The 12096-nt window shown below is 59.8% G+C and carries 10 protein-coding genes; 3 read left to right on the top strand and 7 right to left on the bottom strand.

Annotation, left to right across the window (positions count from 1 at the left end; all coding sequences use genetic code 11):
* Nucleotides 1-21: 21 nt before the first annotated feature.
* Nucleotides 22-249, bottom strand: coding sequence for a hypothetical protein (locus tag C5750_RS17905; protein WP_105735280.1), 228 nt, complete (start codon nt 247-249; stop codon nt 22-24).
* A gap of 408 nt (nt 250-657) precedes the next feature.
* Here C5750_RS17905 and C5750_RS17900 point away from each other — a divergent pair, with 408 nt between their 5' ends.
* Nucleotides 658-2313, top strand: a complete 1656-nt coding sequence (locus C5750_RS17900; RefSeq protein WP_245421154.1) for an alpha/beta hydrolase — start codon at nt 658-660, stop codon at nt 2311-2313.
* Nucleotides 2314-2316: 3 nt separating this feature from the next.
* Here the strand turns inward: C5750_RS17900 and C5750_RS17895 are convergent, their stop codons facing one another.
* The 6 genes from C5750_RS17895 to C5750_RS17870 all read right to left on the bottom strand — a co-directional run bounded on the left by C5750_RS17895 (nt 2317) and on the right by C5750_RS17870 (nt 9204).
* Nucleotides 2317-4788: a beta-mannosidase gene (locus C5750_RS17895; protein WP_425350481.1), complete on the bottom strand. Its 2472-nt coding sequence runs from the start codon at nt 4786-4788 to the stop codon at nt 2317-2319.
* Nucleotides 4789-4802: 14 nt separating this feature from the next.
* Nucleotides 4803-5810 carry a DUF1839 family protein gene (locus tag C5750_RS17890; RefSeq protein ID WP_105735420.1) on the bottom strand — a complete coding sequence of 336 codons (1008 nt, stop codon included), beginning with the start codon at nt 5808-5810 and terminating at the stop codon, nt 4803-4805.
* An 8-nt stretch (nt 5811-5818) separates the two neighbouring features.
* Nucleotides 5819-6727, bottom strand: coding sequence for an amino acid--[acyl-carrier-protein] ligase (locus C5750_RS17885; protein WP_105735277.1), 909 nt, complete (start codon nt 6725-6727; stop codon nt 5819-5821).
* A gap of 14 nt (nt 6728-6741) precedes the next feature.
* Nucleotides 6742-7914, bottom strand: a complete 1173-nt coding sequence (locus C5750_RS17880) for an acyl-CoA dehydrogenase family protein (RefSeq protein ID WP_105735276.1) — start codon at nt 7912-7914, stop codon at nt 6742-6744.
* Nucleotides 7914-8165, bottom strand: a complete 252-nt coding sequence (locus C5750_RS17875) for an acyl carrier protein (protein ID WP_105735275.1) — start codon at nt 8163-8165, stop codon at nt 7914-7916. Before C5750_RS17875 ends, C5750_RS17880 begins: the two co-directional genes overlap by 1 nt.
* 160 nt (nt 8166-8325) lie before the next feature.
* A complete protein-coding gene (locus C5750_RS17870) occupies nt 8326-9204 on the bottom strand; it encodes a GntR family transcriptional regulator (RefSeq protein WP_245421153.1) in 879 nt (292 codons plus the stop codon).
* A 111-nt stretch (nt 9205-9315) separates the two neighbouring features.
* Here C5750_RS17870 and C5750_RS17865 point away from each other — a divergent pair, with 111 nt between their 5' ends.
* Together C5750_RS17865 and C5750_RS17860 are read left to right on the top strand one after the other, a co-directional pair.
* Nucleotides 9316-10461: a C45 family autoproteolytic acyltransferase/hydrolase gene (locus C5750_RS17865; protein ID WP_105735273.1), complete on the top strand. Its 1146-nt coding sequence runs from the start codon at nt 9316-9318 to the stop codon at nt 10459-10461.
* Nucleotides 10462-10528: 67 nt separating this feature from the next.
* Nucleotides 10529-12070 carry an ABC transporter substrate-binding protein gene (locus C5750_RS17860; protein WP_199538078.1) on the top strand — a complete coding sequence of 514 codons (1542 nt, stop codon included), beginning with the start codon at nt 10529-10531 and terminating at the stop codon, nt 12068-12070.
* Nucleotides 12071-12096: the final 26 nt, after the last annotated feature.

Below are 12096 nucleotides of genomic sequence, written 5' to 3'. Positions count from 1 at the left end.
CCGCTGGCGATGTGCGGATGTTCAGTCTCTCGGAGCCGCATAGACGAGCAGCTGCCAGACGATTGGCAGGCTGTTCGAATGCCGGTGTTGCGCCGGCAGCGGCACGCCTTCCGGTGCCGCTATTTCCTCCCCGCAGTTTTTGCAGCGGTAAATACCGGAATTGTAGGGGACAGACCCAGGCTCGAATTCCTTGTCAAACTGATCGCTCTCGTATCTCAGCAGGTACTTTCCATATTTGTATGAGGCCATGTTTTTCTCCCGCGATGTCACTATACGGGTCAGCGGTGTCCGGCGCGAAGCAGGCATACAGTCTGATTCAACCATTGGCCGCCCCAAGGTAATCCGGGCCTGATGTTAATGGAGACTCGGGCCGATTGTCACTACAGCTGTTGGCCCTCACGCGCAGCCGGCTGAATTCTTATGTGTTTGGTAACCGGAATGACAAGCGCGGGTGGCCATTGCCCCTGTTCCTCTGCTAGATCAATCCATTCAGCATCGGGGGCGAGGCGGACCATGAACAAGGAAATCCATAGGCAGTCTGGGGAATTTGCGGACGCTGTAAGGATAGGGGGGCGGGCGGCCGCACAGCCTGTTGTTTTCAATCAGACGATTGGACTTTTTCAACGGGCTGATACGGATCATTCGGGTAATACAGCTGTGCTTTTCGCCAGCCCATGGGGGCTTGAAGAACTGTGTACCCGCAAATTCTGGCGCATCATTGCAGAGCAACTGGCAGAGAAGGGCATTCCCTCCTTCCGCTTCGATTGGCCGGGAACCGGCGACGCGCTGGATGGTGGTGACTTTTCCAAAGGGCTGGCGGTCTGGAGTGATGCGCTTGTGGCCGGGGCGGCATTGCTGAAGGACCTCTCAGGCTGCCAGCGCGTCATTGTTCTGAGCCAGGGCCTGGGTTGCGTGATTGCCGCCGACGCTGCGGGCCACATCGGCGGGCTCGACGCTATCGCGTTCATGGCTCCGGTCGTTTCAGGCCGCCATTATACGCGCGAACTGTCGATCTGGTCCGGCATGGTCGACGCCGACCTTGGCTTGCCGGAAGCCCAGCGCGACAAAACTGGCGTGTCTATTGCGTCGCTGAAACTGCCCGCGGAAGTGGCGGAAGGATTGCGCCGGGCAAACCTGATGACGCTTGGCAGCAAAATTGCGCCGGAATGCCTGGTTCTGGCGCGGGTGGACCGGCCGTCCGACCGGGAGTTCGCAGCGCATCTCAGCCAGCTCGGCATCGACACGATACTTGAGGACTATACCAGCTATGACAAGCTGGTTTCCAATCCTGTCATTTCGCAGCTGCCGCTTGCGGTTGCCGGCCGTATTGCCGACTGGGCTGCCGGCGTTGCGGGACGCATCGCGTCTCCTGAAGTCCATGCACCTGCCATACGGGATGTGAAACCTGGGACGCTGCAGGGCGATGACTTCTGCGAAACCCCGCTGCGTTTCGGTCGTGGTGACCGGCTTTATGGCGTTTTGTGCGAGCCGCAGGGGGCAAGGCGCGGCGCGACGGTCTTGTTCCTGACCTCTGCCTATGACCGGCATGCGGGATGGGGACGAACGATTGTCACCATAGCGCGCGCGCTGGCACGGCGCGGTGTCGCCTCGCTCCGGTTTGATACGGCCAATGCATCCGATAGTCCGCCAGTCCCCGGCGTTCCCGATCAGGTACTCTATCATGATGCGCAGAATGCCGATGTTGCCGAAGCGCTGTCTTTTCTCAATGGCCTCGGCACGCCGGCGATCATCGCTGCGGGCCGCTGCAGCGGCGCTTATCTCGGGTTTCAGAGCGCCGTTGCCGACCCGCGGCTGTCCGGTGCGGTCCTCGTCAATCCCATTACCTTTTACTGGGAACCGGGACGTTCGGTCGACGAGGCCGTGCGCGAAGGCAGCCGAACCCTGGAAGAATATGGCAGCCGCCTGTTGCGCGCCTCGACGTTCAAACGTCTTGTCCGCGGCGAACTGGATTTTGCCGGCATTGCCCGAAACGTTGCCGGAGGAATGGGCCGGCGCATTGCCAAACGGGCACGGCATCTGCTTCGCGGCCGGACGACGGAAGGCCGGGCGGTTTACAAGGCATTCGGCGTGCTGAAGGACAGGCAGATTCCCGTTGAACTGCTCTACAGCTACCGGGATCCGGGGCTTGAATATTTCGGCTATTATTTCGATGCGCGGGAAGACAGGATTGCCGGGTATCCCAATGTGTCGGTCAAGAAGATCCCCGATGCGGATCACAATCTCACACCGCAACATGCCCGCACTATCTATATTGACGCGCTCGAACGGATGGCACTGCGTTTTCAGGGCTGACGATCACTCAAACCAGACGATGCGGGAACTTCCAGCAATACGGATCTCTCCGGTTGGGCGGGCCGAAAGCGTGGTGCCGTCCCGGGGGCTCAGTCCGAGCCGCTTGGGCTCGCCAGGCGCCAGATGAAACCAGTTGTCATCGGGGCGATAGCCCTCGATATCCACATGGACTGACTGGGCGAGCACGGGCGTCGTCAGCTCAAGGAACCAGACATTCCCTTCCAGTGTAAGGGCGGTTTCAATTGCCGCGTCATGGAAGGCTTTCGTGCGGCCTTGCGGAAAATGGAAAGCCTCGGCGAGAACCGTACCGGATTGCGGGTCCTTCAAGCGCGCTACGGTCACATCATGGGAAAGCGGGCCAAAACGATAGGCATAGGTTGTATCAAAGAAAGCGCCGAACAGATCCGTTGCCGCCAGTGTCATGGATTGGCCCGGTTTGAGCGTCAGATCACGGCGGCCCGATACAACCGGCTGTTTCCCGGCGCGCAGGGACGTGACCTCCACGCTGGCTTCCAGCCCTTGCGGCCGTTCATTGACGATGTGAAGCGCCAACCCGTTAATGCCCTCATCCGTGAGGGTGAGATTGACGGTGCGCCAGGCGCGTTTCAAACCGTACCACGCGGCCTTCGGTTCACCCGTGCTGTCGATGATGCCCCAGCCCGCCCCCGGCAGAAGATCCTGCAGCATCCAGACCAGTCCGCCCCAGCAACTGCTTCCCGGCCGCCGCCATTCGGCAAAAGTGGCTTCCATCACTTCGGCGGTTACCGCCCGGGACAGGTGCAGGTAGGATGGCATGTCTTCGCGGCGCAGTGTCGTGGGATCGAAGCCGTACAGCATGGCAAGATAGGCTTCCCGCACATCCTCGAAGTCCCAGGATACATTGTTGTCGCGGGGCACCCTTGCTTTCCAGCGGGGATGGTGGACCGCAGGCACATTCAGGTGCGCTGTCAATGTGCGGGCTTCCGGAACGTTGGAAAACGCCAGGCATTCGGTAGCGAAGCGGACATTGGCGCGGCGCGCATCGTCCAGCGGCCGGCAATAGGCGCTGACACCGTAATAGTGGCTGACGCCGGCATTGGCAATGAAGGGCAGGGCACCGTCGCATGGTGAATTGGCAATGTACGGCACGTCGGGACGCAGGCTGCGTGACAGGGATGGCAGGATTTCCTCGGTCAGAGGCCCTTTCCAAACGGTTTCCGGCAAGCCCAGCATGGAGCCCTGCTGGTAGATTTCGCTGCCGCCGCACAGGACCGCCAGAGATGGGGCCGCGTGCGTTCGCTTGAGGAACTGCCGGGCTTCCGCGCCGACCTGCGCTGCGAATTCGGCATCCTTCACCGGGTAATCGAAATTGGCGAACATGAAATCCTGCCAGACCAGGATGCCGAGTTCGTCGCACAGATCGAAGAAATCATTGCTTTCATAGGCCGTTATGCCGCTGACGCGGATCATGTTCATTCCGGCATCCGCGGCAAGGCGCAGCCAGGGTGCGTAATCCCTGCGTTTGCCCGGCAGGCGGACAATGTCGGCGGAGCTCCAGACCGCGCCCCGGCAGAAAATGCGCTTGCCGTTGACGATCAAGGCAAAGCCCTGGCTGTCCCCACCCCGGTCGATTTCCAGGCTCCTGAAGCCGGTGCGCCCCAGCCGATATGTTTCCTGCCCGGCGTGCAGCACGACATCATGCAGCACCGGTGAACCATGTGTGTGGGGCCACCACGGAGTCGCGCCCGGTATATCAAGACGCGCATGCCAGCGACCGTCTTCGTTCAGAACGGCTTCGATGCTGCAGCCGGAACATTCCACAACGGGGCGTTCAAACGATCCCGAATAAGCGAAACTTACGCTGAGGATGCCGTCTCCTCCGCCGGTCAATTCGCTGTGGATGTCGATGTTGGCTATCGGCTCTTCGTCCAGCCGCAACAGCTTTACAGGACGCCATGGACCTGCCGGATGAATTTCAGGACACCAGCCGGGCATGTAGCCCAGAGGTGTGGTCCGCAGCAGGCGCAGGCCCTGTTCGTTCATCAGTTGGGTACGCCAGCGTGCGCGGGGGCCTTTCCGGTTAAGAAGAGGCGCCAATGCGCGAAAGCATATGGCAAGCTCGTCCTTGCCGGTCAATTCGACTGTAACGTCCGATGCCAGAAACATATTGGCGGACTGCAAAACTCGGCTGCCGTTCCAATAGACTTCGGCAATTGTCGCCAGCCCTTCGAAACGAAGAATGGCCATTCCCGCCGGTTCGTTGCCGAACGCTCGGATATACCAGGCATCCTGTTGATTGAGCGGAAAGGGAGCGCCGCGTTCAAAGCGGCCGGCCCGTTCCAGGGCTTCGGCCACCGTGCCCGGTACCGGGACATCCGGCAAAGCGCTTTCGCGGCGCAGCTGATCCGGCCCGGATGCCTCGCCCGACGCCGTCAGGATGAGATGCCATGCATCGTCGAGGTGCTGGCCGTCTCCGGTGCTGATCGGCCGCGGCACGCTCTCCATCCGCGTCAAGCGTCCACGCGGCTTTCGGCGGCATGCACTTTGGGATGGCCGAGTTCCGAAGCCAGAACATCCATCATGCGATCCCACGCATCGGCGGCGGGCATGAGCGCATCGGCCAGCGGAGCAAATTTCTTGCGCGTGACGGCACGGGCAAGCTGGAACTGCGCCGCCTTGGCAACCTCGGCAATGCGGATCGCGTCGTTTGCGGCCGCCGCAAAGAACCCGTCCGGGCGCAGCCATGCGAGATGGCTGGCGGCGAGTTCGAAGTTTGCGCCCAGCTGGCGCATCGTGTTGAAGGCGTATTTGTGGAAGAATGCAAAGGGCCGCTCCGCCACGGCCTCGGCCTGCAGCGGAAACACATCCATGAACGCGCGAATGGGATTTGCTGCGGGCCGGCGGGCGAAATGGCCGGGCAGCAGACGCGCGGATATCTCGCGTATCGAGGCCGCACTGGCTGGCCTGTCCGGGAATTTTGCAAATTCCGTGTAGGGCAGGAACGGCATATCCTCAGCGGTCAGATGACGCTGGAACAGGCCGTCAAAATCGTCGCCGTCCAGGTGGAAGAAGCCGCCATTGTGGAAATAATCGAGGCTGCGGTTTTGCGTATCCATGCGGTTGATGGCAACCGTCGTCTTGCCGTGCTCGCTGCGGTAGCCCACCCCATGGGTGTCCGGCATGAAATAGCTGTCCATTTCCACGAGGGTGAGGCGGCCCCGTGCCATCTGTGCGGCCACGTGGCTTTCCACCGTGTCAAAGATGGCAAGCTCGCCGACGCGAATGCCATAGAGCGTCTCCAGATCCTCCAGCGGCACCTTGAAAAAGGTAAACTGGTCGCCTTCAAAATCCTGGTTCAGGGTGAAGCCCAGCATTGCTTCCGGCGGCAGGTTCTGTGCGGCAAGAACCTCGATCCACAGATCAACGTAGCAGTTGGTCTCCGGCCAAATCCGGTCCTGCGCATGCAGGGCATGCGGCCGGTATGTCTGCGGATCGATATGGGGAAAAACAGCTTGCATGCCGCCGGTCAGCCCCACAATTCCTGGCGAACCTGCTCCGGCCACGCTTCGATGTCGAGGCCATGGTGGTGGAACAGGGCGAGTGCAATCCGCTCCAGGCCAAATCCGACACAGGCAGTATGGACCGTCGTGCCATCGGCGAATTGAATGCCCCATTTCGTGCCGAAATGATCCTGATGATAGTTGAAGCTCATGCAGGCGGTCGGGTTTTCGGTTGACGTGATCGGGATAAGCAGTTCGAACTTCAGGTTCTGATCGCGCTGATTGTTGACCAGCATGCGCCCGGCGCGGCCAAAGAACGGATCGTTGGCAACGTCGATGTGAACGGGAAGACCCACCCGCTGCATGATGTCCGTGCCCCGCTCGATCCAGAGCTGGCGGAATTCCATCACGTCGTCGGCCTTGCCCATGCGGACATATTCACGCATGCGGAACATCTGCTGGCGTGCCGGGTCTTTCGACGGTTCGTGCCGGAAGCAATAGGATTGCAGGTCGAACAGTCCGCCGTCTGCCGGCAGGTCGCCGCGCTGGGCAATGACGGGATAGAGCGGATAGCAGGCGGCCGGCGTCAGCACGATATCAGTCGCTTCCTGTTCCTTCGTCCAGTCCTTGCCCGCATCCATGCACTGGATGAGATTGACATGGTCAAGCTCGCATCCGCAGAAGCTGTGGATGGTTCCGGCCAATTGCGGAAAACTCTTCATGTAGCCGCTTTTTTCGAAGATGGCGCGGTTCATCCCGGGCGGGAAGCGGATGGCTTCTGCACCATCGCCGCCGCCGGTGCGGTCAATCAGCCGCTCGAATGCGGCGATGACGTCCTCGAAACGGCCGCTGCGTCCATAAAGACCGTCAACGCCGGTATCGAGCAGGAGACCGGCCGAAAACAAGCGGTCGAGAAAAGATATTTGAGCGTCCATGCCGTGTTACCCCGTTACCCCAAAAGACTGGTGTTCTGTTTATGGATGAGCAGCATCGTGGCGGTGTTGCCAAGAATGCGCTCATTGGAAACCATGAGCTGTGCCGAATTGGCGTCGCGCAAATGCCGGCCGAGGCTGTAGGGTGTTCCGTTCTTGTAACCCATGATGCCACAGACAAGCATGGCATGATTGATGATCTGCAGAATGGACTGCGACGCGCCAACCTTCAGGTTGTTCATCGTGATGGCAAAGCCCATGGAGGCAAGCTTGTCGCTGTCGTCCTTGGCATGCCGGTAGGTGTTGAGGCAGGCGACGATTTCGGACTTCAGCATCTGCAGCATGTTCGACGCTTCGGCGACGCGCAATGCTCCCGGCTGCTGAACGCCGGGCGCACGCTTGGCTGCTGCCCTGACGAAGGACTGGGCCCGGGTGACGGCATCGACTGCAATCCCGTACCAGAGCGCGCTCCAGAGGAGATGCGCCATGGCAAGCATGGATTGCGCCGCGATTTCCGCGAAAGGGTGGGGCAGGATCTGCTCCGTGCTGCCAGCTCCCCGGAAAACGAACCCTTCCGAGCAGGTGCCGCGCATGCCGAGGGTATCCCAGCCGTTTGTCTTCTCGAGCGTATACTGATCCTTGACAAAAACGGTCATGACCTGGTCGGAGGATGCGGCCTCCGCGCCCGAGCGGGAGGTGATCAGGATCGCATCGGCTTCGGTGCCGTAGGAAATGACTGTCGCATTCTTTTCAAGGCGGCAGACATCGCCGTCAATTTCGATGGCGCATATGCTGTTGCGCAAATCCCCGCCAATGCCGCCTTCGGTGGTTGCAGAAGCCAGCAGCAACTGCTCGGCCGCAACCCGGCGCATAAAGGCCCGGTGCCATTGCGCAGATTGGCCATGTTCGACAAGACTCGACAGCTTGATGTGATGCATCGCGAAAATCATCGCGCTGGCAGCACAGGACTGTCCGATGATGGAACATATTTCTGCAATCTGCTCGACCTGTGCCGCCTCGCCGCCAAGATCGGCGGGAATCTGGATACCAAGCAGATGTTCGGCCTTCATCGCGCTGATAGCTTCGCGCGGAAAGCGTGCCTGGGTATCGACATTGTCGGCGAACTGGGCGGCGATGGCGGCAACGCGTGTTGCGCGCTGCTGCAGGCTGTTACCGGCGCCGGCGTTCATCAGGCATCCTCATTGTTCTTGAGGATCGCTTCCACTGTCCGCTCGATAGCCTTGATGCTGGCAAAGGATTTGCGGTTGAGGAACTGGTCCGAGAATTCAATGTCGAATCTGTCCTCGATGCCCAGCATCAGCTGGACAGACGCGAATGAAGACAACCCGGCATTGTATAGGTCTTCTTCATCGCTGATCTGTTCGACGGCGACCGGCAAGCCGCCTACCTTAGCCAAAAGTTCCCGAATGGCTTCATTCATTGGATGCACCCCCGCACATATTTATCGTTGTCTGCAATACGCGAATATGCCGGCAGTTTCTATCGTCTGGAGTCTTTATTTCTAGTTATGGTTGTTTTTTTGGGAATCACTGGAAAAACGGGTTGATTATGACCGGGCGGATGGTGTTCCCAGCATCCCGTTAGTCCACCTCATAGCGGCTGGCGCCTTCGATGTGACGGCGCAAAAGCGCCTCGGCAAAGGTCAGGTCGTTTTCGGAAAGGGCGTCGAGAATGGCGATGTGTTCGATGCAGACCTGACGGATGCGTTCGTGCGGAAGCCGCTCGAAATAGGCATATTCGGTAATGCGCCGCAGGCTGTTCTGCTGGCGAACGGCCTGGACAAGAAAGCGATTGCCGGACCAGACGGCCAGCGCTTCGTGGAACGACGCATTGACGCTGAACCACTGATCCCGCTGGACCGAGGCGGGCGGAATGCGCATGATATCCGCCTGCGCCGCGCGGATGGATGCAAGATGATCCTTGTCCGCCCTGAAACCCGGATGGCGCAGAGCGCCGCATTCCAGGATCATGCGGAACTGATAGCTTTCCTCCTCAACCTGGTCGGTATCGAGGCTTTCGGCAAAAGCCCAGCCATGGCCTCTCTGGCGCTGGACCAGACCCTCGGCGGCAAACCGCAGCAGGACTTTGCGAATGGTACCCCGCGTGGCGTCATAGCGCTCTGCCAGCTGCGTCTCTGACACCTCCATCGGTATTGCGCCTGTCGCCCGGTCGGCCATCAGCCGTTTGTGGATATCCTCCAGTTCCGAAGGCGGGGCGATGCCATCGATATCGCCATTGCCATCCGGCAGGAGAGCGAGGACGTAGCCCCGTCCAGGCGCGTGGGCCAGAACGCCGCGGCTTGCCAGCAAGGCAAGGGCCGAGCGGATGGGTGACCGCGAGACACCCAGCCTTCTGGCCAGGGCAAAATCCGACACGCGCTCTCCGACAGGCCACCGCTCCGACGAGGCCAAGGAAACGATCTGGCGGGCGATTTCTATTTGCAGGTCACTGACGGTCAATTCTGGCTCCATATCCTATGCGGCTTATTTTTGCATAAAAGCCAATTGACACGCAATCATTGTGTATTAAAGTGTACGTAAATTAAACAAAATACACTATAAGGCGCAACGATGAATTCCTATCCGACATCCTTTCCCTTCGTAACCGTCTCAGGGACGCCATTTGAGCGCGGGCGCCAATACGGCGCTGCGGTACCCGAGCGTGTGAAAAAAAGTGTTGCGCTGTATGGCGACCAGCTTGCCAAGCTGGGCTACAGCGCAGCGGAAAAGACCCGCCTCATCGAGGAGTTTGCCGGTGAAATTGCGAATTTCGGTGCGCACTACATCGAGGAGATGCGCGGCATCGCCGAGGGCGCCGGCGTTGCTTTCGACGATATCGTCATGATCAATGCCCGCACTGAAGTCATTGCCAAGGCGCGTCTGGAAAAGAACGCGCCACTGGACGAAGAGGATGAGATCGATGACGGGTGCACCGGGGCGGTCATTCTTCCCGAGAGAAGCCTGGATGGCACCGTCATTCATGGCCAGAACTGGGACTGGAAGACGGAGTGCGCCGAGACGGCCATTGTCCTGCGGGTTCTACAGGAGGACGGCCCTGATTTCCTGACATTCGTCGAAGCAGGCGGTCTTGCGCGGAACGGCATGAACAGCGCCGGTGTCTGCATCACTGCAAACTATCTTGAATCCGATCGCGACTACCGGCAGCAGGGTGTTCCCCTGGCGCTGATCCGTCGCAAGGCATTGGAGCAGGAGCATTTTGCCCTTGCGATGCGGGCGGTGGCGGGAACGCCGAAGGCTTGTTCCAACAACATGATCCTCTCGACCGGCGCGGGCTTTGCCATCGATCTTGAATGCGCACCTGACGAGGTGTTCCAGATATTGCCGGCCAATGGTCTGGTTGTTCACGCCAATCACTGGGTGAGTCCCGTGGCACTGTCGAAACTGCGGGATACGGGGCTGCCGCATGTGCCGGAAAGCCCATACCGGGACTGGCGCGTGCGCAAGATACTGGAGGAAGCCGGGGAAAAACTCGGCATCGCCGATATTAAGCGCGCCTTCTTCGATGACTTTCTGACGCCCTATGCCGTTTGCAGGCCGCCGAGATTGAACACCGAAGGCAATCTTTCGGCCACGGTTGCCATGGTCATCATGCACCCCGCCAGCGGCACCATGGAGGTTGCATGCCTGCCGGCCATCAACCGCAACTTCACCCGCTACAGCCTTCGGTCGGAGCCGGTTCAAGTCGCAGCCGCTTAAAGGACGGAAATCTTTCCTTCTTCAACCAACGGGCACCTAAGCCCGGATGAATAATGGGGTTCAGAACATGAAGAATGCTATTTTGATGTCATTGGCATTGGGGCTGCTTGCGGTCCCCGCCGCCGCCCAGTCGATCACGGCGGCAATTCCGGCTGACATTCGCAGTTCCAATCCCGGTGTCAACCGTGACGATTATACGGATGCGGTGGTTCTGCACACGGTGGAGGGGCTTGTCGGCTACAAGGAAGACGGCTCCGTCGGTCCGCTGCTTGCGCAAAGCTTCGAGCTTTCGCCGGATGGGCTGACCTATACATTCAAGCTCAGGTCCGGCGTCACCTTTCACAATGGCGAACCGTTGACCGCCGCCGATGTGCTGTGGAGCTGGACCCGCTACATGGACCCCAAGACCGAGTGGCGCTGCCTGCCGGAATTTGACGGCCGCAACGGTCTCAAGGTGGATGCCGTCACGACGCCCGACCCGCAAACCGTGGTCATGAAGATCAATCACCCGAGCGCGATTTTTCTCGACACGCTGGCGCGCACGGATTGCGGAATGACCGCCGTGCTGCAGAAAGCGTCTGTCAAGGCTGACGGAAGCTGGGACAGGCCCATCGGCACCGGCCCATACAAGTTTGGCAACTGGAAGCGCGGGGAATACATCACCCTCGACGCCTTTGAAAACTACGTGTCGCCAGCGGGAGACAAGGCCGATGGCTATGTCGGCTCCAAGCGCCCGCTGATCAAGGAAATCAAATTCCTCGTCGTGCCAGATCCGGCCACGGTGAAAGCCGGACTTTTGTCCGGCGCCCTTGACGTCGCATCGGTTCTAAGCACCGACATTCCGGAGTTTTCAGCCAATGCGAATTTCACCGTGACAGCAGGAGCGGAAGCCTCCAAGCATACATTCCTGATGCAGACCAGGGATCCGCTGCTTTCCAAGGTGGAGATGCGGCAAGCCATTGCTGCGGCGCTCGATCTTCCGACCCTTGTCGCACAGGCGACCAACGGTACCGGCCGTCCCAACAATTCCGCCATCTTCCCCGGCTCGCGCTACTACAGCGACATCCAGAAAGAAGCCTTCGCCCCTGATCCGGCAAAGGTGGCGGACCTGCTCGCCAAGGCCGGCTACAAGGGCGAGGAAATCAACATCATCGCCAACAAGCGGCCCACCGCACCAAGTTTCGATGCGGCGGTGGTGGCACAGGCCATGCTTCAGGCCGTGGGGATCAATGCCCGCATTGAGGTCCTCGATTGGTCAACACAGCTCGACCGCTACAATTCCGGCAAATACCAGATGATGTCCTTCTCCTATTCCGCGCGCCTCGATCCGGCTCTGAGCTTCGAGCAGTTCTCCGGGCCCAAGGACAAACAGCCGCGCAAGGTCTGGGACAACCCCGAAGCGCTGGAGCTGATTGCCAAAGCCATGGAAGTGTCGGATCAGGCGCAGCGGCAGGCCATCTTCGACGAGCTTCACAAAAAGCTGCTGCACGATGTTCCCCTGATCATTTACTGCAACGGGACCGGCGAAACCGTCAACGGCAAACGGCTGAAGGGCACGCCTGTCTGGCAGTCCAAGCTGCGTCTTTGGGAACTCAGTCTCGAACAATAGTGGCCGCGTTCCCGCAGGCTTGAGAG

It is taken from the genome of Phyllobacterium myrsinacearum (genome assembly GCF_002980555.1).
GTDB lineage: Bacteria > Pseudomonadota > Alphaproteobacteria > Rhizobiales > Rhizobiaceae > Phyllobacterium > Phyllobacterium myrsinacearum.
This window is presented reverse-complemented; position numbering and strand designations above follow the sequence as displayed.